The organism is Rahnella variigena, assembly GCF_003610915.1.
In the GTDB taxonomy this organism is placed as follows: domain Bacteria; phylum Pseudomonadota; class Gammaproteobacteria; order Enterobacterales; family Enterobacteriaceae; genus Rahnella; species Rahnella variigena.
The window spans coordinates 117,371-141,561 of the sequence record NZ_NSDJ01000002.1 but is presented as its reverse complement, the minus strand read 5'-3'; the positions used below and the strand labels follow the sequence as shown (position 1 = coordinate 141,561).

Sequence of the window (24,191 nt, the reverse complement as noted above, 5' to 3'; positions counted from 1 at the left end):
ACGTTATTTAACGAAGGCTTTTTTCAGCGCCGCAATATGTTCCGGCCCGATGCCGCAGCAGCCGCCAACCATCGTCGCGCCCTGCGCCACCCAGTCTTTGGCGAAATCGAGGTATCCGGCAGGATCGGTGTCCTGACGCATTTTGCTCAGCCCTTCGTTGGCACCGCGCGTGTTATCGGAAGGTTCAAAGGCGTTGGCATAGACACCGATATCAAGCGCCGATCCCTGCGCGGTCAGTGCAGCGCGTGCGGTTTTCACCGCCGTCGCCATCACTTCCGGTCGGCTGCAATTGAACAGCACCGCACCGGCAGAAATCCGCAGTGCAGCGTTCACCGCCTCAGCAACGGATTCGCCGGAACGCAGCAGCGCATTGCCCTGCGGATCAAGATTGTCCTGCAAAGTGAAGGACAGCCACAGCGGACGGGGGTCATCGCCCAGCACATCACGCACCGCTTCAACTTCCGCCACAGAACTCTGTGTTTCCGCCAGCCAGACATCGACGTTACCGGTCAGGTTATCCACCAGCACCTGAAGTAATTTTTTAGCCGCCACCGGTTCGAACAGATCCGGGCGATAAGAACCCAGAACCGGAGGAAGCGAACCCGCAACGAGCACCTTAGCCGGAGCCGCATCCGCCGCTTCACGCGCCAGTTTGCCGGAAAGAGCGATCAGCGCCGCGCCCTGCTCAGCAAAAACATCGTCCCCGACGTGGAACGGTACAACGGCGTAGCTGTTGGTGGTGATCACCTGAGAACCGGCAGCGATAAAGGCATCATGCGCGGCACGCACAAACTGCGGAGCCTCTATCAGCGCCAGCGCAGACCATTCCGGCTGACGAAAAGGAGCGCCCATCCGGGCCAGTTCGCGACCCATGCCGCCATCGAGGATTTGAATGTTACTGAACATTGTGTCACCACCATCGTATTTTTCTTAGCCGAATCAATCGTTAACACGGCAGGTGATGACACTCTACAAAACGAACGTTTAGATGTCTAGATTTCTTAATGGCTAAAAGGTGGATTTTTAATTGCAAATTGTTCTCACCTGGCGGTGAGGAGCTGGATCGAGAATGTTTCGGTTTTTCACTCGCCGTGAGGGCTGGATCGAGAATATTTCGGTTTCTCACTCGCCGTGAAGGCTGGATCGAGAATGTTTCGGTTTCTCAAGTACTGCGATCACTTAACGCGCTGCGCCAAAACCGACCAGAGGGGAAAGGCTTTCCCCCTCTGAACTCCCCTCGCTTTTTCAATACGCGCTCCGCCAGACACTATGTTTCAGGTATCCCGGTGACAGGCTGGAAATCTTGCCGCTTTGCGGTTCCTTCTCTCGGTCCTGAAGCCTGAGGTCTTCAGGCCGCTCCGTTCAGCAAGATTTCTGAATCGCCCGCACCATCTTAAATTCAACGGCATACTGTTTTTTATCTTTGCTCCTCCCCCTGCGAAGGGGGAGGCTGGGAGGGGGTTTTAAGCGCAAACACTGTTTGTTCTGGTCAGAGCAAACTCCTGCTTCTTAATTTATTTTTAATACCCCACCCCAACCCTTCCCTTCGCAGGGGAGGGAGCGTTGCGGCTATCGGTGTGGGCGGCCAACCCACGCACCCTCTCCCCCTGTCTGTAATATTTATTTACAGCAGTAAACCCAATGCGTATTATTCTCATTCGTTTTATTAACCATGCTCATTTTATCTTCTCCAGCCCTTGTTCCGGGGATCCTGGCGGGGTTTGCTCATGCTGATAAAGCCGTATTCATAAAAAAATGCAGTGGTTTAAAAAATAAGAAAATAACCGTGTGGAGAATACTTATGTCAAATTTTACAGGGAATTACGCCGTCAGGAGTGTTAAGGAAAATCCTCAAAACAATTCAGGAAAGAAACTTTCACTTTCCATCATTGCCCTGCTGGTTTCATCTTCATTGCATAGTGCTTATGCAGCAGAAGCCAGCGCAAAAAAAACCGCTGAAGACACGGTTGTCGTCACCGGTCAGAACGACACCAGCGCGGCAGATACCTCAGCGACCGATTACAGTGTGCCGGTTACCACCGCGGGCACCAAAATGGCGCTGACTGCACGCGATATCCCGCAGTCCGTCAGCATTATCAGCACACAACGTATGCAGGATCAGCAGCTTCAGTCGCTGGGTGATGTGCTGCGAAACACCACCGGGATCCAGGAAAGTGTCTCTGACCTTGACCGCCGTACCTACTACGCGCGCGGTTTTCTGATCGACAACTACATGGTTGATAACATCCCGACCACCTTTGACCCACGCTGGGACATTGGTGATTCCCAGTCCGACACGGCCATTTATGATCGTATCGAAGTTGTCCGTGGTGCGACCGGCCTGATGACCGGTCCGGGGAATCCGTCAGCGTCCGTTAACCAGGTGCGTAAACATGCCGACAGTAAAGAGTTCACCGGTAACGTTGCCGCCAGTTACGGCAGCTGGAACAAACAACGCTATGTGGCGGATTTATCTACCCCGCTGAATGAATCCGGCAGCGTGCGCGGCCGTCTTGTCACCGGTTATCAGGATAAAAACAGCTACGTTGAACGTTACGGCGCGACCAAAAAATTCGTGTATGCCACCGTGGATGCTGACCTGACCGATTCCACTCTGCTTTCGGCGGGCTACGAATTCCAGCAAACCAACACCGACAGCCCGACCTGGGGCGGAATGCCGCGCTGGTATCTGGACGGCAGCAAAACAGACTATCGCCGTGGTTTTAACTCGGCACCGGACTGGGCTTACAGCGATAAAGAAACCACCAAGCTGTTCACCACCCTGAAACAGTCCTTCGACAACGGCTGGCAGGCAACCCTGAACGGCACGCATACCGAATCGCACATCGACTCTAAGATGATGTATATCGACGGCACATTTGATAAAACCACCGGCGTCGGTGAATCGGCCTATGCCGGATATCCGGTCGTTGCGGGTACCGGCTACAACACCGGTAAGCGTAAAGTCGATGGCGTCGATGCCTTTGCCAGTGGCCCGTATCAGCTGTTTGGCCGTCAGCACGAGCTGATGACCGGCGTGAGCTACAGCAAACAGCAGAACACCTATTACAGTTCCTTTGCCAATATTTCCACCGAAGAGCTCGGCAACTTTAATGATTTCAACGGACAGTTCCCTGAGACCGACTGGAACCCGCGTTCTCTGGCCGAAGACGACACTATCCGTCAAAAGTCAGCCTATGTTGCGACTCGTCTTTCACTGGCCGATCCGCTGCATCTGATCGTCGGGGCGCGTTACACCAACTGGAACTCGCACACGCTGACCGATCAGATCGAGAAGAACAACATCACGCCGTATGCCGGTCTGGTGTTTGACATCAACGATACCTGGTCGACCTACGCGAGCTACACCTCGGTGTTCCAGCCACAGACTTACCGTGATATCAACGGCGCGTATCTTTCCCCGGTCATCGGTAAAAACTACGAAGCGGGTGTGAAATCTGACTGGTTTAACAGCCGCCTGACAGCGTCCGTTTCCATCTTCCGCGCAGAACTGGACAACGTTGCGCAGAGTACCGGACGTACAATCCCGGGCTCGACCGATACGGCCTATGAAGGGAAAGACGGCACCGTCAGCCGTGGCGTGGAATTTGAAGTGAACGGCGCACTGACCGATAACTGGCAGATGACGTTCGGCGGCACCCGTTACATTGCAGAAGATGAAAACGGTGATGCGGTTAACCCGCAACTGCCGCGCACCCAGCTGAAATTGTTCTCCAGCTACCGTCTGCCGATGTTGCAGGATCTGACCGTCGGCGGTGGCGTGAACTGGCAGACTCACGTCTGGCAGGACGTCCCTGGCCCGAGCGGCAACGGCACCCGTTATGCAGAGCAAGGCAGCTACGCGCTGGTCAATCTGTTCAGCCGTTATCAGGTCACGAAACAGCTGGCCGTGCAGGGCAATATCAACAACCTGTTCGACAAGGAATATGACACCAGCGTGAACCAGTATGTGGTATATGGCGAGCCGCGGAATGTGTCGGTGACGGCGAGCTATAGTTTCTGATTTGCTCAGGCCGCAGCAATTGCGGCTTATCACTTGCAGTGAGGGCAGAACGGGTATATTTCGGTTTCTCACTCGCCGTGAGGGCTGGATCGAGAATATTTCGGTTTCTCAAGTGCTGCGGTCACATGACGCGCTGCGCCGAAACCGACCAGAGGGGAAAGGCTTTCCCCTCTGAACTCCCCTCGCTTTTTCAATACGCGCTCCGCTCGCTGGCTATGTTTCAGGTATCTCCGCGACAGGCTGGAAATCTTGCCGCTGCGCGGTACCTTCTCTCGGTCCTGAAGCCTGAGGTCTTCAGGCCGCTCCGTTCAGCAAGCTTTCTGAATCGCCCCCACGATCTTAAATTCAACGGCATACTGTTTTTCATCTTTTAAAAAGGTTGATTGGCGTGATCAAAAATGGCACCGAATGAACGGTTCGAGACCTTTGGCTCGAAGCCTGAAATTCGGGGATCGCGCAGCGATGACATTTTGCGCCACTCACTATTGCACCAGAACATGTCCGTCGTGCCTGCGACAGCGCGCAGTAAAAAAGCGCGGAGTCCAGAGGCCCGCGCGTTACCGGGTCTCTGGTCGGTGTGGGCCGACGCCCACGGTCTTGACCTTGACCTGGAAATTGATTTTAAAATCGCCCCCTTTGCACCGATCCGTGCAAAAAACCAAAACTTACATAATTCCCCATGTTTCAACATGCTTTTATAAAGTACCATTAACATCATGAACACCATCCCCAATCCCCCTGTCTTTGACGGTCATAACGACCTGTTACTTCGCCTGTGGCTGCATGACGCAGCAGATCCTGCTGCTCAGTTTCTTGATGGCGCACTTGAAGGGCATCTCGATCTCAGGCGTTGTCGCCTCGGCGGTTTCGCAGGCGGTTTATTTGCCATTTTCGTACCACCTGCTTCGTATATGCCGCAACTGAAGCCAAATTCTCCGCCAGAACCGCATGACGCGTTAGCCATCACGCAGGCGCAGATTTCATTGCTTGAACGCCTTGAAACGCAGTCATCCGGGCGGGCAAAAATCTGCCGGACGGTCGCCGAAATTGAGCATTGTATGGCTCACGGCCTGCTGGCAATGGTGATGCATATCGAGGGCGCGGAAGCGCTGGGCGATGACTATTCACGGCTGGAAGTCTGGTATGAAAAAGGGCTGCGCAGCATCGGGCCGCTGTGGAATTTACCCAATCAGTTTGGTACTGGAGTCAAAGGTGATTTTCCGGGTTCGCCGGATACCGGTGATGGCCTGACGCCCGCCGGGCTTGATTTACTGCGTGAATGCAACCGCAAAAAAATTCTGTTCGATGTCTCGCACATGAACGAAAAAGCCTTCTGGCAGACAGCAAAATTCAGCGATGCCCCGCTGGTCGCCACTCATTCCAATGTCCATGCGTTATGCCCGCAACCGCGTAATCTGACCGATAAACAACTGGCCGCCATTGCCGAAAGTGACGGCTTTGTTGGCGTGAATTTCGGCACCGCGTTCCTGCGTGCCGATGGGAAACGCAACGGCGACACCCCGATCACCGAAATTGTTAAACATCTTGATAACCTTATTGGTAAACTGGGCGAAGAAAATGTCGGTTTTGGTTCGGATTTCGACGGTATCAATGTGCCGGACGCGCTGGGTGATGTTGCCGGACTGCCCGTTCTGTTGCAGGCCATGTCTGATGCGGGCTACGGCAAGCCGCTTATCGAAAAAATCGCGTACCGCAACTGGCTGAAAGTATTAAAGCAAACGTGGGGTGAATAGTTTTTCATCCGGCGTTTTGCGCTAATCCCTGTGGCTTACAGGGCAATATCGGTCTGGCACCATCGCAACATTTTTGTAGCCAAACCGGCGATATTTGACAATAAGCCGATCACCTTCCGCAATGAAAGCGGCAGTGAACTTAAAACTGTAATCACCAAGAGGACGTTATCATGTGGACTAAACCTTCTTTCGAAGACCTGCGTTTAGGCTTAGAAGTGACGCTGTACATTTCTAACCGCTAAGCCCTTATGCCCACGGTTCGCTGTGGGCATCTTCCTTCCCTTTCCCCTGGTTCACACATGCAAATTATCGTACTTGGTTCAGCGGCTGGCGGCGGCTTCCCGCAGTGGAACTGCAATTGCAGCAACTGTCAGGGTGTGCGCAATGGCACCATGAAAACCTCCGCGCGCACGCAATCTTCTATCGCCGTCAGCGACAACGGCAGAGACTGGGTGCTGTGTAACGCTTCGCCGGACATTTGCCACCAGATAGCCGCCACGCCCGAACTGATTAAACACGACGTTTTGCGCGGCACCGCCATCGGTTCCATCATCCTGACCGACAGCCAGATTGATCACTGCACCGGTCTGCTGAATTTGCGCGAAGGCTGCCCGCATCAGGTGTGGTGTACGCCGGAAGTCCACGACGATCTCACTACCGGCTTCCCGATTTTCACCATGCTTTCGCACTGGAATGGCGGCCTGCAACACCACGCTATCGAACCGGAGAACAGCTTCTCCGTGGCCGTGTGCCCGGATCTGAAATTCACTGCCATTCCGCTGCTGAGCAACGCACCGCCTTATTCGAAATACCGCGGCAAACCGCTCCCCGGCCACAATATCGCGCTGTTTATTGAAGACACGAAAACCGGCACCTCGCTGCTGTACGCACCGGGTCTGGGCGAGCCAGACGACGAGCTGATGAAGTGGCTCAATAAAGCTGACTGCCTGCTGATTGACGGCACGCTGTGGCAGGACAACGAGCTGGCGACCACCGGCGTTGGCCGCAATACCGGCAAAGACATGGGCCATCTGGCGCTTGCCGAAGAACAGGGGCTGATTGCCCTGCTTTCTTCCCTTCCGGCGGAACGCAAAATTCTCATCCATATTAATAATACCAACCCGATCCTCAATGAATCCTCTGCCGAGCGGCAGGCGCTGACGCAGCAAAATATTGAAGTCAGCCGGGACGGGATGCGCATCGAACTTTAGGTAAATACGATTATGACGACTTCTTCACACCCGACGTCACCGATGACGCCGCAAGAATTTGAACAGGCGCTGCGTGCCAAAGGCGCGTTCTACCACATCCATCATCCCTACCATATTGCGATGCACAATGGTCAGGCGACGCGCGAGCAAATTCAGGGCTGGGTAGCGAACCGGTTCTATTATCAGACCAGTATTCCGCTGAAAGACGCGGCTATTATGGCTAACTGTCCGGATCCCCTGACCCGCCGCAAATGGGTGCAGCGTATTCTTGATCACGACGGTTATGACGGCAGTGAAGGCGGTATCGAAGCCTGGCTGCGACTGGGTGAAGCGGTCGGTCTGGATCGTGATGTGCTGCTGTCAGAAGAAATGGTGTTGCCGGGCGTGCGTTTCGCCGTCGATGCCTACGTCAACTTTGCCCGCCGCGCCGTCTGGCAGGAAGCGGCGTGCAGCTCGCTGACTGAACTGTTTGCCCCGCAAATCCATCAGGCGCGTCTCGACACCTGGCCGCAGCATTACAAATGGATCGAGGAAGAGGGTTACGGCTATTTCCGCAGCCGTCTGAGTCAGGCGAATCGCGACGTCGAACACGGCCTGCAACTGGCGCTGGAATACTGCGATACCGTTGAAAAACAACAGCGTATGCTGGAAATCCTGCAATTCAAACTCGACATTCTGTGGAGCATGCTCGATTCCATGACCCTGGCTTACGAACTTAACCGCCCGCCGTACCACAGCGTGACGCAACTGGCGGTCTGGCACAAAGGACGACTTCTGTGATCACCATTACCGAACACTACACGCCGATGTTCCGCCGCGGCTACCGCATGCAATTTGAAAAAACGCAGGACTGCCACGTGATTTTGTATCCGGAAGGCATGGCAAAACTCAACGACAGTGCGACGTTTATTTTGCAACTGGTCGACGGCGAGCGGACGATTGCCAATATCATTGATGAGCTGAATGAGCGCTTCCCTGAAGCCGGTGGCGTGAATGATGACGTCAAAGATTTCTTCGCTCAGGCCCATGCACAAAAGTGGATTACCTTCCGTGAACCTGCTTAAACCTGCGGTCAAACCGCCACTGTGGCTGCTGGCCGAACTGACTTACCGCTGCCCGCTGCAATGCCCGTATTGCTCGAATCCGCTTGATTTCGCCAAACAGGAAAAAGAACTGACCACCGCCCAGTGGATCAAGGTGTTTGAAGAAGCGCGGGAAATGGGCTCGGTGCAAATCGGTTTCTCCGGCGGCGAACCGCTGGTGCGTAAAGACTTGCCGGAGCTCATCCGCGCTGCGCGTGATCTGGGTTTTTACACCAACCTGATCACGTCCGGGATCGGGCTGACGGAAAAGAAAATCGATGCGTTTGCACAAGCCGGTCTGGACCATATTCAGATCAGCTTCCAGGCCAGTGACGAAGAGCTGAACGCCGCGCTGGCGGGCAATGCTAAAGCTTTCCAGCAAAAGCTGGCGATGGCAAAAGCAGTAAAAGCCCACGGTTATCCGATGGTGCTGAACTTCGTGCTGCACCGCCATAACATCGATCAGATCGACAAAATTATCGACCTGAGCATTGAGCTGGACGCCGACGATGTCGAACTGGCGACTTGTCAGTTTTACGGCTGGGCACAGCTCAACCGCGAAGGGTTGCTGCCGACCCGGGAGCAGATCGCCCGCGCCGAAGACGTGGTACATCAGTACCGCGAGAAAATGGCCGGAACCGGTAATCTGGCGAATTTGCTGTTTGTGACGCCGGATTATTACGAAGAACGTCCGAAAGGCTGCATGGGCGGCTGGGGCGCGATTTTCTTAAGTGTCACGCCGGAAGGCATGGCGCTGCCGTGCCACAGCGCGCGCCAGCTGCCGGTGGAATTCCCATCGGTACTGGAAAATACCCTGCAGGAAATCTGGTACGACTCCTTCGGCTTTAACAAATACCGTGGCTTCGACTGGATGCCGGAACCTTGCCGTTCCTGCTCTGAAAAAGAGAAGGATTTCGGCGGCTGTCGCTGTCAGGCATTTATGCTGACCGGCAATGCTGATAACGCCGATCCGGTGTGTTCCAAATCTGAACATCACGGCATGATCCTCGCCGCACGCGAGCAGGCGAATTGCACCAACATTCAGATCAATCAGCTCCAGTTCCGCAACCGCGCGAACTCGCAACTGATCTTCAAAGGCTGAAACGCTGATGCTGCCTGACGTGCAGTCACTGACGCTGGCGAACGGCCTGCGGGTTAACATGCTTCACGACCCGCAGGCCTCGCGTGCTGCCGCACTCATTCACCTTGATGCCGGAAGTCATCACGAACCGCCGGAATTCCCCGGTCTGGCGCATCTGTTCGAACACGTTGTGTTTGCCGGAGGCCGTCAGTTTCAGGGTGACGATCGGCTGATGATGTGGGCGCAGGCCGAGGGTGCAAAACTCAACGCCACCACGCACGCGAATGCCACCGCATGGTTTTTCGACATGACACCGGCAAAATTTGAAGCGGGTCTGGCACGGCTGGTGGATATGCTGGCGCAACCGCTGCTGGCAGAGGATTCGGTCAGGCAGGAAGTGTCTGTCATTGACGCCGAATACAACATGCTGACCGGCCATGCAGACTCGCTGTGTGATGCGGCACTGAGTCTGGCGTTTAACGCTCCGGCGCGCCTGCACGATTTTCACGTCGGTAACCGTGCCTCTTTCGGCGAAGATATTCCCGCACTGCAACGGGCGCTGACGCACTATCATCAGCAATTTTTCACCGCAGACCATCTGACGCTGTGGCTGCAGGGCCCGCAATCTTTCACAGAACTGACCGCGCTGTCAGAACGTTACGGCAATGCCTTTTCAGCCCGCAACGGTTATCAGCCAGCGCCCGCTCAGCCTGTTGTATTACGCGACAAACACCATCTTCAGCTGCGTCTTGACGGTTCACCGCGGCTGCGTTTTTCGTTCCCGGTCACACATTGCCCTGCCCTGACCTTATTGCGTCAGCTACTGACAGACGAAGCACCGGATAGTTTGCTGGACACCCTGCGGACGCAGGCGCTGGCCGATGATGTGCGGGTTTCGCTGCCGTATGCATCAGAGCGTGACGCTATTCTCAGCGTTGAATTTCTGGTCTGCGAGACTTCGCCCGGTTTGCGCGCCCGCATCGAAACGCTGTTCTGCCTGTGGCTGCAACAGTTCCGCGATTTAAGCGCGGAACATCTGCAACATTATGCCGCCCTCGCACATCGCGATTTCAGCCGTTTAACGCCGCTGGATCAGCTGCGCACGCGAACGCTGGACTTTCCGCCCGCCACCCAAAATGGCTGGCAGACATTACTCGCTGAGTTGCATCCGCGGAACATGACGCGACTGTGGATTGCGCCAGATGTTCAGGGGCAAAGCACGCCCGCACAAGGTTTCAACCTGCCAGTGAGTTTCGCTGAGTGGGACGGAATAAGTGACAATGTCACAAAATCATCTTTTGCTTTTCATCTCCCACCTAATGGAATTGTGCACAAAACAGACGAAAGGGTGCATACCACCGGTGCGCCCCTGACCTTACATCAGGCCTGTATCGCCCGTGCCTGTCTGCGCGCACTTAGTGCGCAATCTGCTCATGAAGGCAATTCGCTGGTCTTTACGCATGTTCAGGGAAACGGATTATTGCAGCTCAGCGGGCCACAGGAATGGGTAACACGTACGCTCTCCACAGCACGTGCGCTGCTGCGCTCGCCCTCGGCTATAGCGCTGACGCAGGGCGAACGGCTTTTTGAACAGGAGCAACGCAAGGCAGAGTCGGAGATTGCGATCCGCACGCTGCTCGCAAAACTGCCGGAAGTGATCTGCGGCTCGTCCGAAAAGTCACATGAATTCGCGACCGCGGGTGATGACGCCGCAGTACTAGTGTTCAGGCCGCTGAAGGAAAACACCGCCGTATGTCTGGCCGCCACGCAGATTCTGGCGTCTTTTCTTGAGCCAGCATTCTTCCAGCAATACCGCGTTGAAAAGAATATTGGCTATGTGGTCAGTTGCCGTTTCCATCAGACCGCGCGCCAGTCCGGTATTTTGTTTGCCTTACAGTCACCCGTATATGACGCGCAAGCGTTGCTGGGGTTTATTGATGCGTTTATCGCGCAGATCCCCGCCATGATTAACAGCATCACCCCGCAGGCACTGGAGGAGAAGCGCGGCGCGCTGCGGGAATCGCTGGCAGTCAGGCCTGCTGACAGGCTGGAAGCAGCGACGCAGCAATGGTTGAGGGAGTTTGCGGCTGCGCCAGAGCTGAATGAAGAGTCTGTTGCGGCGATTACAACAGAACAACTGCTGGCCTGTGTGCGCGAACCGGACAACTCCCTCCCCTGCGAAGGGGAGGGTTGGGGTGGGGTATTACTGAAAAATCAAGAAGTTGATGTCTGCTTTGTACATCGGTTCGTCCTTAAAACCCCCTCCCCGCCTGCCTCTTAGCAGGGGGAGGAGTAAAAACTCTTCTTCGTCTACACTATCCACGAAGACGAAGTTAAGGAAAGCCATGCAAAAGACCACTCACACGCTGCAAGACACTGCGTTTAACGCCATGCTGGATCATTATAAAAAAGCGTCACTGCGCACCAGCGGTATCTGGCTGTTGATCGCTAATTTATGTTTTGTACTTTTTCTGTTTGGTCGCCACCAGTTCAGACTTTTGCTCGATCCGCACGCCGACGTGGCGATTGCCGGACCGGTGCTGGACAAGTTATCGCTAATTTTTTTAGTGTTTTTTGTCATTGCACTGCCAGTGTTACGTTTCATCCGTTCGCGCACACCGGCGATGGCCTTGGCTTTCCTGGTCGGTTTGTACTGGGCGGTGGTGTTCCACTACATGCTGGCCAGCGATGCGCAGCAGCAAATGGTCTTTCCTCTGTTCTGCATGCTGATTTTTACCGCGCTGATTGCGCTCTATCCGACCATGCCGGTCCTTTACAGCTTCATCGCGCCGCTGTGGTTATCACTGTTTATACATTTGATTTTTCGTGACAACACTATTCCGGTATTAGAAGTTGCGGCTATTCTGATCGCCAGTGCCCTGTTCGAAACCGGTCGCATCATGCTGAGCCGCTGGTTTGTGCTCTCGATTCGCCGGGAATGTGATAACCAGCTGCTGGTCAGTAAGCTGGATAATCTGGCGCATTACGACCCGCTGACGGGCGTGGCAAATCGTCGCCAGCTTGATAACCAGCTCGAACAACTTATTGCTCAGACAGAACGTTCGGGTGGCACCTTTTCACTGATCATGATTGACGTCGATTTCTTCAAAAAATACAACGACCACTATGGTCATCAGGCGGGAGATAGCTGTCTGGTGGGCATCGCAGAATGCTTCAAGAATGTCGTCCGGCAACCGGCTGATCTGGTCGCCCGCTACGGTGGCGAGGAATTCGTCATTCTGCTGCATAACGCAGGTGCCAACGATGCAGCAGTGATCGCGCACCGCATCAAAGAGAGTGTCGAAAAAGCCGCTATTCCCCATGCGTTATCACAGGTTTCAGAAACCATAACGGTCAGTCAGGGCATCATGCAATGGGCAACGGGAATGACGGCGCTGGAGTTGCTAAAGCGCGCTGACAGCGCCTTGTATCAGGCAAAACATGCGGGAAGAAACGGGTATTGCGTGGCAGAGTGATAAGACCGGGGCAGTCATAGCAGACGGCCCCGGGAATGACCGCATCAGCGCAAACTTCTTCCGTACACCAGCGATTCCGCGCTAATCTCAGATATCGATTTCGCGCCGGTTAATGTCATCGCCACGCGCATTTCTTTCTCGATCAGGTTCAGCAGATTAATCACGCCCGCCTCGCCCGCCGCCGCCAGCGCGTACACAAACGCCCTGCCCAGTAATACGCTGTCTGCGCCAAGGGCAATCATGCGCACTACGTCCAGACCGGTGCGGATACCGGAATCGGCAAGAATAGTGATGTCGCCTTTTACCGCATCGGCGATGGCAGGCAGTGCGTGCGCGGTAGAAAGCACGCCGTCGAGCTGGCGGCCGCCGTGGTTAGACACCACGATGCCGTCTGCACCAAATTTCACCGCATCTTTCGCGTCTTCCGGATCCAGAATGCCTTTGATAATCATCGGACCTTTCCAGAATTCGCGGATCCACTCTAAATCTTTCCATGAAATCGACGGGTCGAAGTTGGCACCCAGCCAGCCGATATAATCTTCCAGCGTGGTCGGTTTACCGCGATAGGCCGAGACATTCCCCAGATCGTGCGGTTTACCGTTCAGACCCACATCCCAGGCCCATTGCGGATGCATCACCGCCTGTAACATGCGGCGGGCGGCGGCATTCGGGCCGCTCATACCGGAATGGGCATCACGATAACGAGCGCCAGGCACCGGCATATCAACAGTAAACACCAGCGTTTTGACGCCTGCGGCCTGTGCGCGTTCCAGCGCATTACGCATAAATCCACGGTCTTTGAGCACGTAAAGCTGGAACCACATCGGGCGATCGATGGCCGGTGCGACTTCTTCAATCGGACAAACGGAAACGGTGGAAAGCGTGAACGGAATGCCTTTTTTTGCTGCGGCGCGGGCGGCCTGAACTTCGCCACGTCGCGCGTACATGCCGGTCAGCCCGACCGGTGCCAGCACCACAGGCATCGCCAGCTTTTCACCAAACAATTCGGTTTCAAGACTCAGATCCGACATGTTTTTCAGAATGCGCTGGCGCAGGGCGATATCAGCCAGATCGGCGGTGTTACAACGCAGCGTGTGCTCGTTATAAGCGCCACCGTCGATGTAATGAAACAGGAATGGCGGCAGTTTACTTTTTGCCGCAGCGCGATAGTCCGTTGATGCAGAAATGATCATGATGTTTTCTCGTTATTCATAACGCGCTCTTTTATTTGGCGCTGTAGGGGTGCAGAAAGTGTAGTTGAAAATACACAACACGAGAGAAAACAATGACTACGAATTTCAGCGCTGTTTCACGATCCCCATTAATTTTGCAGTGATCTGCGCTGAAACGTCAGCAACTTTGGAAACTAAACCCACGCTCCGCCCCAAAAGAGACTAAGCTCAGGGGAGACGCCCGCCCGGCGACAAATTCGATCTGCCTCCCTGCCCTCTGCCCACTATTCTCTTCGTGTGAACTCTTATCGCAGCTCAGGCAACTGCCTTTTCGGGTTCGCGTAAGGTAAGTCGACGTGAAAAATGCTGTGATTAACTGGTTTAAAAGTAAAAGAGAACCACCTGTTCCGGTCATTACCCGACGTCATCGGGCCAGCGCGCTGGAAAATCCCGCGCCTATCCGCGCCGAACTCTTCTCAGCGGATCAGATGGAACGTTTTGGCGGCAAGCTGGCACTCTCGCATAAGCTTTCCGGTAAGAAACTGCCCTACTACCTGCTTAAACGTCTCGACGATAACGAAAAAGTCCTGACCCGCAGCTGTCTTATCCTCAGCAGTGGCGAGAAAGCCAGTATTACGCCCGCCGGAGAATGGCTGCTCGACAACTTTTATCTGATCGAAGAACAGATCCGCGTCGTTCGCCAGTTGCTGCCGAAAAACTTCGGCAAAGGCCTGCCCTCACTGGGCGCACCGCATTTTTGCCCGCGCATTTATGACATCGCCACCGAAGTCGTCAGCCACAGCGACGGACTCTGGGACATCACCACGCTCACCCGTTTTCTCTCCACCTATCAGAGCGTGCGACAGCTGACGCTCGGCGAATTGTGGGCGTTTCCGGGGATGCTGCGTCTGGCGCTGATCGAGAACCTGCGCCGCGTCAGCATTGAAGTGGCAAATGCCCAGCAGGAGCGCAATCTGGCCGATTTTTGGGTCAATAAATTGCAAGACAGCGCCGAGAACGATCCGGCCAGTCAGATCATCGTGATTGCCGATATGGCACGCAGCAATCCACCGCGCACCAGCGCGTTTGTCGCTGAACTGGTTCGCCGTCTGCAGGGACACGGTTCAATACTGGCGCTGCCGCTGACCTGGGTGGAACAGCGTCTGAGCGAAGTCGGCTTGACGCAGCGGGAAGTGATCGACAAATTTAATCAGCAACTGGCGGCCAACCAGCTTTCAGTCAGCAACAGCATTATGGGATTACGCCAGCTGACCGAAATGGACTGGGCGGATTTCGCTGAAAATCTCAGCGTGGTGGAGAAAATTCTGCATGAAGATCCCGCTGGCATTTACGCCTCCATGCACTTCGATACCCGCGATAATTACCGCCATCAGATAGAACGCCTTTCGCGCAACTCCCGCCACGACGAGGCCTTTGTTGCCAGCCGCGCGATTGCCTTAGCGCAACAGGCGAGCGGTGCCGTACAGCAACGACATGTGGGTTATTACCTGATCGACGCCGGGCGCAAGGCTCTCGAAAAAGACCTGAATGTCAGATTCTCATGGGTGACGCGCATGCGTGGCCGCCTCAACCAGACACCGCTTCTCTCGTGGCTCGGCAGCCTGTTGCTGCTGACCACCGCTGTCACCGCTGACGCGCTCTACCGTTCCGCCCATACGCCTATGCACTGGTTATGGTGGAGTTTGTTAGTACCGGTGGTGCTGGTCGCCAGCCAGTTCGCGCTCAATCTGCTCAGCGAAATCACCACCCGCAGCCGGACGCCGCAACCGCTGCCGCGCCTCGAATATGCCGGTGGCATTCCCGCGTCCGCCAGCACACTGGTGGTGATCCCGTGTCTGCTCGGCAGCCGCAAAAATATCGAGGCGCTGATCAGCAGCCTTGAAGTTTGTTATCTCGGCAACGTGTTACCTAACCTGAATTTCGCGCTGCTCAGTGATTTTCATGACAGCGTAAATCCGCAGAATGCGGATAACGATGCCCTGCTGGCCTTTGCCGTGCAGCAAATTCAGGTGCTGAACCGCCGTTATCCCTCTGCGCAGGGCGCACTGTTTACGCTGTTGCACCGCGACAGCGAACTCAATGAGAAACAAGGCGTATGGATGGGGTATGAGCGTAAGCGCGGCAAACTGAATGCGCTTAACCGCTGGCTGCGCGATGAAGGCGAGCCGTTCTCGCTGACCGAAGGCAGCACGCAGGCGCATCTGCGTCAGGTGAAATACGTTATCACTCTCGACAGCGATACCGTGCTGCCGCGGGCCACCGCTCATCAGCTGATCGCGGCAATGGCGCATCCGCTCAATCATCCGGTGTATGACGAAAAACGTCATCGGGTGGTGTCCGGTTACGCCATTCTCCAGCCACGGCTGGCGGAGGAAATCCCGGAAAACGGTCAGGGACGCTACGCCGCTTTATGCAGCAGCGTGCCGGGCAACGATCCTTATTCGTCGATGTCTTCCGACATCTATCAGGATTTATTCGGGGAAGGCTCTTTTGTCGGTAAAGGTATTTACGACGTCGATATGTTCATCCGCGCCACGGACAATACCTGCCCGGAAAATCTGGTGCTCAGCCACGACCTGCTGGAAGGCTGTTACGCGCGCTCGGGTATGCTCAGCGATGTGGTGCTTTACGAGCAATATCCCGATCATTATCTGGCAGACGTAGCGCGTAAAACCCGCTGGATCCGTGGCGACTGGCAGTTGCTTAACTGGCTGGGGTTTTATGTCACGCAGGAAGATGGGACGCGCTGCCGTAATCCGCTGACCACGCTTTCCCGCTGGAAACTGTTCGATAACCTGCGCCGCAGTCTGGTCGCGCCAGCCCTGCTGGTTCTGATCTTCACCACGCTGCTGGTGGTGCCGGACAAACTTTACTGGCTCGGTTTTATTACCGTGATGCTGCTGTTCCCGGCGCTGGTGGCGCTGGTGTTAGACCTGCTGAATAAAGGGCCGCGACGGGCGCTGGTTCCGCATCTGAAAAGTGTGGCATCGGCCACCGTCAGCCGGATTTCCCGCGTGTTGCTTAATCTGATGACGTTGCCGCACGAAGCCGTCTACTCGGTGCAGGCGATTTTGCTGACACTGTGGCGACTCAGTGTCAGCCATCGCAAGTTACATGAGTGGGCGAGCGTCAATATCAGCGCGAAATCCCGTGCGCATTCGCCGGGATATTTCTACCGCCGCATGTGGGCTAATCCGCTGGCAGGCGTGGCGGTCATTTTGCTCGCTGCGCAGGCAAGTCCGCCGCTGCTGGGCTTTGCCGTCCCGCTCGGCCTGCTGTGGTTTATCGCGCCGCGTATTTTATGCTGGCTCAGTCAGCCCGCCCGCCGCCAGGTGCCGGATCTGGACGCACAACAACAGATTTACCTGCGTCAGGCTGCCCGTCAGACCTGGTCCTTCTTTGAAGTTTTCGTGAATGAAACAGAAAACTGGCTGCCGCCGGATAACTTCCAGGAAATCCCCCAGCCGGTGATCGCGCACCGCACCTCGCCGACCAACATCGGGTTGTCGCTGCTGGCCAATATTACCGCGTGGGATTTTGGTTATCTCACCCAGGGTGAAGTGCTGGAACGCACGATGCTGACGCTCGATACGCTGGATAAACTCGAGCATTATCGCGGACATTTATATAACTGGTACGACACACGCACGCTCCAGCCGCTCAATCCGCGCTACATTTCCAGTGTAGACAGCGGCAATCTGGCCGGGCATTTACTGACGCTGAGCACCGGCTTACGCCTGTGGCGAAAACAACCAGCCGTCAATCTTCCGGCATGGCTAAAAGGGCTGGAAGACACGCTGAATATGGCGGAAACCCCGGCAGATGCCCCGCTGGTGGCTAAGCTTCGCGAAAGTCTGAAACAGGCTGCGGATGAAAAAGCTGAGCAGAGTATTTTGAGCCTGCGCGAGATGCGTGCGCTGATTTCCGCCACCGCAGAAGGCTGGCTGCAACGACTGGCGCAGCAACTTGATGCCGGTCTGCAGGCGTGGTCAGATTTTTACGCAGAATTGTCGCCGGAGGCGCAAAACGCACAGCTCCCTTCGCTGCAATGGCTGGCGCAACAGGATGCCCGTACGGCACCGGCGCTTTCCCGCGCGATCGGTCTGGCACGGCAGCGTCTGGACATTATCGGCGAACTTGAACAGCGCCTTAATGACCATGCACGCATGGATTTCCGCTTCCTGTACGACAAGAATACCCATCTGCTGACCGTCGGATATAACTGCGACTCGCATAAACTGGACAGCGGGAAATACGATCTGCTGCCTTCTGAAATTCGTCTGACCAACTACGTCACCATCGCCACCAACCAGTTGCCGCAAAAAAGCTGGTTTGCGCTCGGACGCCTGTTCACCGTGATCGACAAACAGCCGTCGCTGATGTCGTGGAGCGGATCGATGTTTGAATACCTGATGCCGCAACTGGTGATGCCGGCCTATCCGGATACCCTGCTGGTGCAGATGTGTCAGACCGCCGTTGACCGGCAAATCGCCTGGGGTAAGGAAAACAGCGTGCCGTGGGGGATTTCTGAATCCGCTTATGCGGCATTTGACCTCAATCAGAATTATCAGTATCACGCCTTCGGTGTGCCCGGTCTGGGCCTGAAGCGCGGTCTTGGTGAAGACATGGTGGTCGCGCCTTATGCCACCATGATGGCGCTGATGATCCGCCCGCAGGAAGCCTGTCTCAATCTCAACGTACTGGAACATTGCGGTGCGCGTGGCGAATATGGCTTTTACGACGCGCTGGATTACAGCCCGTCGCGTCTGATCCGCGGCCAGATTTACATCGTGGTGCGCTCTTACATGGCTCACCATCAGGGAATGGGTTTCCTGGCGCTGGGCAATGTGCTGCTGGGCGCGCCGATGACCGCACGCTTCGCCGCCAATGCCGCGTTCCAGTCGGCACGCCTGTTGTTGCAGGAACGGGTGCCGGATGCCGTCGAGCTTTACAGTCCGCGTCGTCACTTTGAATCCCATGACAATACGCTGCAAAAAGTGAACATTGAGTTGCGTGAATTCACCGACACCAGCAGTGCCTCGCCGGAAATTCAGCTGCTGTCTAACACCAATTACCATCTGATGGTCACGCAGGCCGGTGGCAGCGTCAGCCGCTGGAAAGACCTGACGCTGACCCGCTGGCGGGAAGATGCAACGCGCGATAACCGCGGGATTTTCTGCTATCTCAGCGATCCGGAGTCCGGCGCGGTCTACAGCAATACCTGGCAACCGCTCGGTAAACAGAAAGGCACCTATCACGCGGTGCTGAACGATTTCGGTGCGGAATTCAAACGCACACAGGGTTCGCTGACCATGCAAACCCACATCGTGGTTTCGCCGGAAGATGACGTCGAAATCCGCCGCATGACGGTTACGCATCATGGCCGCCGTCCGCGTGAGCTGGAAATCACCACCTATGCCGAAGTGGTACTGGCGCCAGCCGCCAATGACACCGCACATCCAGCGTTCAGCAATCTGTTTGTGCAGACCGAACTGGTGCCCGCACAGGAAGGGATTTTGTGCCACCGCCGTCCGCGTGAACCGGAAGAACAGTGCCCGTGGATGTTCCATATGATGGCAATCCACGGCTCTTTCGAACGGGAAACGTCGTTCGAAACCGACCGGTCGGCCTTTATCGGACGCGGCAATACCGCGGCCAGCCCGCAGGCCTTGCGTCAGGGCGGACCGCTCACTAACAGCGCCGGTGCGGTGCTGGATCCGGTGATGTCCATCCGCCAGCGCATTACCCTGAAACCCGGCGTGCCGGTGATTATCGATATGGTGTACGGCATTTCCGAAACACGACTGCAAAGTCTGATGTTGCTGGAAAAATACCGTGACCATCATATTGCTGATCGGGTATTCGAAATCGCCTGGTCGCACAGTCAGGTGGTGCTGCGCCAGCTGAATGCCACCGAAGACGACGCGGGATTGTATAACCGTCTGGCCGGTGCGCTGGTTTTCGCCAGTCAGGAACTGCGCGGCGATGCGCAGACCGTGGCCGCCAACCGCCGCGGACAATCCGGTCTGTGGGGGCAATCGCTTTCCGGCGATCTGCCGATCGTGCTGCTCACCCTGACCAGCGATGAAAATATCGGGCTAGTGACGCAACTTATCCGCGCGCACAACTACTGGCGTCTCAAAGGGCTGAAGGTGGATCTGGTGTTGTTATGCAATGACTCCGGCGGCTATCAGCAGGCGTTGCAAAATCAGATCCTCAGCCTGGTCGCTTCCGGCGCGGGCTCCAGTCAGACCGATATTCCGGGCGGAATTTTTGTTCGCAATGGCGAACAACTGACGCAGGAAGACCGCACATTGCTGATGAGTGTGGCGCGGGTGGTGATCGACGACCGCCGCGGCTCGCTGGCCGATCAGCTCAACCTGCGTATGCAATTGCCACACGTCTCACTGCCTGCTCTGTTGCCGGTACGCACCGTCACCGACAATACGCCGGTTGCCGCAGCACCACGTGACCTGACCTGTTTCAACGGGCTGGGCGGATTCTCGCCGGACGGACGTGAATATCAGATTGTGCTCAACGAAGGTCAGAATACGCCTGCGCCGTGGTCAAACGTGCTGGCGAATGCCGGTTTCGGGACGGTGATTTCAGAAAGCGGACAGGCCTATACGTGGTTTGAAAATGCCCACGAATACCGCCTGACGCCATGGGAAAACGACCCGGTCAGCGACAGCTCCGGTGAAGCGTTCTATCTGCGCGATGAGGAAACCGGCAGCGTCTGGTCACCGGCACCGTTACCAGTACGTGGTAACGGCGGCTATGTGACACGCCACGGTTTTGGCTACAGCGTTTTTGAACACACCGGACACGGGATCAGCAGCGAAATGACGGTATTAGTGGCGGAACATGCGCCGGTGAAACTGATTATGCTGACGCTGACCAACCTTTCCGGGCGGCCACGCAGGCTCTCAGTGACCGGTTATGCTGAATGGGTGATGGCGGATTTACGCGCCAAATCGGCTATGCACATCGTTACCTCTGCGGCACACGTGGCTCAGGGTTGCGGCGTGCTGGCGACCAACCATTACACCAGTAACGGCTCCCCGCGCACCGCCTTCTTCGCCGTAACCGGCGCGCACTGCTCGGTGAGCGGCGATCGTCGTGAGTTCCTCGGGCGCACAGGGTCAACGGCAGCGCCCGCTGCAATGAAAAATCAGCGGCTGTCGGATAAAACCGGCGCAATGCTCGATCCGTGCGGTGCGGTTCAGTCCGCCACCACGCTCATCGACGGCGATCAGCGCACCTTTATTTTCGCCCTCGGTCTGGGGCAAAACGCCGGTGAGGCCGAAGCCTTAATCCATCAGTTCTTCCAGGAAGGCGCCGCGCAGGCTGAGCTGGACAGAATTCATCACCACTGGCATCAGATGCTGGATAAAATTCAGATCACCACGCCGGATAAATCAGTCGATTTGCTGACTAACGGCTGGCTGATTTATCAGACCCTCGCCAGCCGGATCCTTGCCCGCAGCGGCTATTACCAGTCCGGCGGCGCGTTTGGTTTCCGCGACCAGTTGCAGGATACGCTGGCGCTGACTCACGCGGCACCGGAACGGATGCGTGAGCAGATCCTGTTGTGTGCATCACGGCAATTTGTTGAAGGCGACGTCCAGCACTGGTGGCACCCGCCAACCGGCAACGGCGTCCGCACCCGCTGTTCCGATGACTATTTGTGGCTGCCGCTGGCCATCAGCCATTACATCGCGGTGACCGGCGATCACGCGATTGCAGAAGAACAGGTGCCGTATCTTGAGGCACGTTTACTAGCCCCGGGCGAAGAGTCGTTTTACGAACAACCGGTGGTCAGCGGAACCCGCGAAAGCTTGTGGCAGCACGGCATACGCGCGCTGAAACATGGCCTGAAAATGGGTGAACACGGTCTGCCGCTGATGGGCGCGGGCGACTGGAACGACGGCATGAATCTGGTCGGTCTGGGCGGGCGCGGGGAAAGCGTCTGGCTGGGCTTCTTCCTGTATGACGTGCTGCAACGTTACGGCGAACTGGCGGACATCCGTCAGGACGCCAACACTGCCACATTGTGCCGTGAACAGTCGGCGCAGCTGAAACAAAATCTCAACGATCATGCCTGGGACGGGGAATGGTATCTGCGCGGATATTTCGACAGCGGTGAAAATCTCGGTTCGCACGTCAATGCGGAATGCCAGATTGACGCCATCGCTCAGAGCTGGTCAGTGCTTTCCGGCGCAGGCACGCCGGAACGTACTGCCAGCGCCATGCAGTCGGTGGACAAATATCTGGTGGACAGTGACGCGGGACTCATCAAACTGCTGACGCCACCTTTCGACGGCAACGGGCCGAATCCGGGTTATATCCGTGGCTATCTGCCGGGTGTACGTGAAAACGGCGGGCAATACACTCACGGTGCGATCTGGGCGGTGATGGCTTTCGCCAGACAAGGCAACACCGAACGCGCGTGGCAACTGATGTCGATGATCAACCCGATTAATCACAGCCTGACGCCGGAGGCCGTCAGTCGTTACAAAGCCGAACCATACGTGATTTCCGCCGACATTTACTCGGTGGATCCGCACAGCGGGCGCGGTGGCTGGAGCTGGTACACCGGTTCCGCAGGCTGGACGTATCGCCTGATCACCGAATCGCTGCTCGGCATCACCCGCCACGGCGATGCCATTTCGATCCACAGCAAACTTCCGCAGGACTGGCCTGAAATCACCGTCACTTATCAGCAGGGCAGCAGCCGTTATCTGATCACCGTCCGCCGCAGTACCGGAGAATACCGCGTCACGCTGGACGGCACGCCGCTTCCTGATGACAAGATCCCGCTCAATGATGACGGAATTGAACATCGGGTGGAGGTTGAACTGGGAGAATAATACCGCTGCCACTCAAAGCCCCGTATTTGGACTGCACCCCAAAAGTTGGACACCCAACTGAGTAAGGTGCAGTTTTTTATGGCGAAGCCAAAATATACCCTCGAAACCAGAATGGCTGTGGTCAGCCATTACCTCTACGGAAATGACGGGACACAACGGACCGCAGAACGTTTTGGTGTCGAAAGAACATCCGTTCGTCGCTGGGTCAGAGCCTGGCAATTACACGGTATTGATGGCATTACCTGGAAAAATGACCGCCATTCTCCGGCATTCCGGATTGCTGTTGTCCGGACTGTTCTCGGTGAAGAACTTTCAATGCGCGAAGCTGCCGCACGGTTTAATATCTCAAACGAGACCGTCGTCCGGCACTGGGTTAATGTCTACAAAGACGCTGGTGAGAATGGACTTCTGAGCATAAAACCCGGCCGGAGAAAAGGCATGACAAAACCCAAAAAAGCATCCCCACTTACCGATGAGGCGCTGGAAAAGTTATCTCCCGAAGAGCTGCGGGCTGAGCTCCGTTACCTGCGTGCAGAGAATGCCTACCTAAAAAAGCTAAAGGCCTTAGTTCAAAGCGAGAAAAACGGCAAAAAGCCGCAATAATCAGTGAGCTAAGGCGTAATTATGCGCTTAGTGACCTTCTGCGTGCAGCGGGGATGTCCCGCAGTACGTGGTATCACAATATGAACGCGCTGAAGCGAGTGGACAGGCATGCCGGACTGAAAGACAAAATCAGAGAGATATACCACCATCATAAAGGGCGTTATGGTTACCGCAGGATCACGCTCTCACTGAGAAAGCAGGGGCTGCTGGTGAACCATAAAACAGTACAGCGGCTGATGGCAGAGGTGTCGCTCCGGTCGCTTATCAGGGTGAAGAAATATCGCGCCTGGAAAGGGGAAGCGGGCAAGGCAGCCTCCAACCTCCTGAGTCGGGACTTCAGTGCATCAAAAGCCAACGAAAAGTGGGTTACGGATGTTACAGAGTTCTCGATACAGGGTAAAAAGTTGTACCTGTCACCGGTTCTCGATCTTTTTAACCGGGAAATCATCTCATACAGCCTGTCGGAAAGACCGGTGATGGAAATGGTGAATACCATGCTGCGTGATGCGTTCGCAAAGCTCAGTCCAGAAGATGCCCCGTTGTTGCACTCGGATCAGGGTTGGCAGTATCGAATGGCAGCCTATCAGGCAAAATTAAAGGCAGAGGGCATAACGCAAAGTATGTCGCGTAAAGGAAACTGCCTGGATAATGCTGTAATGGAGAACTTCTTCGGTACGCTGAAATCGGAGTGTTTTTACCTGAGCCAGTTCGGGAGTCTCAGGGAACTGAGGGAGGCGATAGAGGGGTATATCCATTACTACAACAACGAAAGAATAAGCCTGAAATTAAAAGGCCTGAGTCCGGTAGAATACCGAACCCAGGCCCTGAAAGCCGCTTAACATGAACTGTCCAACTTTATGGGGTCAGTCCAATTACGGGGCTTTTCATTTTTGCACA

14 protein-coding genes are annotated in these 24,191 nt (G+C 55.7%); 12 read left to right on the top strand and 2 right to left on the bottom strand.

The features are described from left to right. Window positions 1-3: 3 nt before the first annotated feature. The gene (locus tag CKQ54_RS22575) at window positions 4-906 is read right to left on the bottom strand and encodes a homocysteine S-methyltransferase family protein (protein ID WP_120162227.1); all 903 of its coding nucleotides are present in this window, start codon (window positions 904-906) and stop codon (window positions 4-6) included. An 895-nt stretch (window positions 907-1,801) separates the two neighbouring features. Between CKQ54_RS22575 and fhuE the strand changes: the two genes are divergently transcribed. The 10 genes from fhuE (at window position 1,802) to CKQ54_RS22520 (ending at window position 12,628) form a co-directional block, all read left to right on the top strand. Beyond that, window positions 1,802-4,024: a ferric-rhodotorulic acid/ferric-coprogen receptor FhuE gene (gene fhuE / locus CKQ54_RS22570; RefSeq protein ID WP_120162226.1), complete on the top strand. Its 2,223-nt coding sequence runs from the start codon at window positions 1,802-1,804 to the stop codon at window positions 4,022-4,024. A 398-nt stretch (window positions 4,025-4,422) separates the two neighbouring features. Continuing rightward, window positions 4,423-4,725 carry a hypothetical protein gene (locus CKQ54_RS25455; protein ID WP_147412488.1) on the top strand — a complete coding sequence of 101 codons (303 nt, stop codon included), beginning with the start codon at window positions 4,423-4,425 and terminating at the stop codon, window positions 4,723-4,725. 15 nt (window positions 4,726-4,740) lie between these two features. Continuing rightward, window positions 4,741-5,778: a dipeptidase gene (locus tag CKQ54_RS22555; RefSeq protein ID WP_120162224.1), complete on the top strand. Its 1,038-nt coding sequence runs from the start codon at window positions 4,741-4,743 to the stop codon at window positions 5,776-5,778. A gap of 170 nt (window positions 5,779-5,948) precedes the next feature. After that, window positions 5,949-6,020: a pyrroloquinoline quinone precursor peptide PqqA gene (gene pqqA / locus CKQ54_RS22550; protein ID WP_013578120.1), complete on the top strand. Its 72-nt coding sequence runs from the start codon at window positions 5,949-5,951 to the stop codon at window positions 6,018-6,020. A 57-nt stretch (window positions 6,021-6,077) separates the two neighbouring features. Next, window positions 6,078-6,989: a pyrroloquinoline quinone biosynthesis protein PqqB gene (gene pqqB / locus CKQ54_RS22545; protein WP_120162223.1), complete on the top strand. Its 912-nt coding sequence runs from the start codon at window positions 6,078-6,080 to the stop codon at window positions 6,987-6,989. A gap of 12 nt (window positions 6,990-7,001) precedes the next feature. After that, complete coding sequence (gene pqqC, locus CKQ54_RS22540; RefSeq protein ID WP_120162222.1) at window positions 7,002-7,769, top strand: pyrroloquinoline-quinone synthase PqqC; 768 nt, start codon at window positions 7,002-7,004, stop codon at window positions 7,767-7,769. 26 nt (window positions 7,770-7,795) lie between these two features. Then, window positions 7,796-8,053 carry a pyrroloquinoline quinone biosynthesis peptide chaperone PqqD gene (gene pqqD / locus CKQ54_RS22535; RefSeq protein ID WP_232829931.1) on the top strand — a complete coding sequence of 86 codons (258 nt, stop codon included), beginning with the start codon at window positions 7,796-7,798 and terminating at the stop codon, window positions 8,051-8,053. Beyond that, window positions 8,040-9,173 (top strand): pyrroloquinoline quinone biosynthesis protein PqqE, encoded by a 1,134-nt coding sequence (gene pqqE, locus CKQ54_RS22530; RefSeq protein WP_425272818.1) that lies wholly within the window; start codon window positions 8,040-8,042, stop codon window positions 9,171-9,173. The genes pqqD and pqqE overlap by 14 nt, the downstream gene beginning before the upstream one ends. 7 nt (window positions 9,174-9,180) lie before the next feature. Continuing rightward, on the top strand, window positions 9,181-11,433 hold the full coding sequence (gene pqqF, locus CKQ54_RS22525; protein ID WP_244220282.1) for a pyrroloquinoline quinone biosynthesis protein PqqF: 2,253 nt from the start codon (window positions 9,181-9,183) through the stop codon (window positions 11,431-11,433). A 64-nt stretch (window positions 11,434-11,497) separates the two neighbouring features. After that, window positions 11,498-12,628: a GGDEF domain-containing protein gene (locus tag CKQ54_RS22520; RefSeq protein WP_120162220.1), complete on the top strand. Its 1,131-nt coding sequence runs from the start codon at window positions 11,498-11,500 to the stop codon at window positions 12,626-12,628. 44 nt (window positions 12,629-12,672) lie between these two features. On the opposite strand, the gene lldD is transcribed toward CKQ54_RS22520, so the two are convergent. Next, window positions 12,673-13,821: an FMN-dependent L-lactate dehydrogenase LldD gene (lldD, locus tag CKQ54_RS22515; RefSeq protein ID WP_120162219.1), complete on the bottom strand. Its 1,149-nt coding sequence runs from the start codon at window positions 13,819-13,821 to the stop codon at window positions 12,673-12,675. A 335-nt stretch (window positions 13,822-14,156) separates the two neighbouring features. Here lldD and CKQ54_RS22510 point away from each other — a divergent pair, with 335 nt between their 5' ends. Further along, window positions 14,157-22,691, top strand: a complete 8,535-nt coding sequence (locus tag CKQ54_RS22510; RefSeq protein ID WP_120162218.1) for a glycoside hydrolase family 94 protein — start codon at window positions 14,157-14,159, stop codon at window positions 22,689-22,691. Between the two features lie 78 nt (window positions 22,692-22,769). Next, window positions 22,770-24,133, top strand: a protein-coding gene (locus tag CKQ54_RS22505; protein ID WP_120349708.1) for an IS3 family transposase whose coding sequence is annotated in 2 segments (ribosomal slippage) — window positions 22,770-23,259 and window positions 23,259-24,133 — 1,365 coding nt in all. Because the reading frame shifts where the segments join, the coding sequence is not laid out codon by codon here. Window positions 24,134-24,191 lie beyond the last annotated feature (58 nt).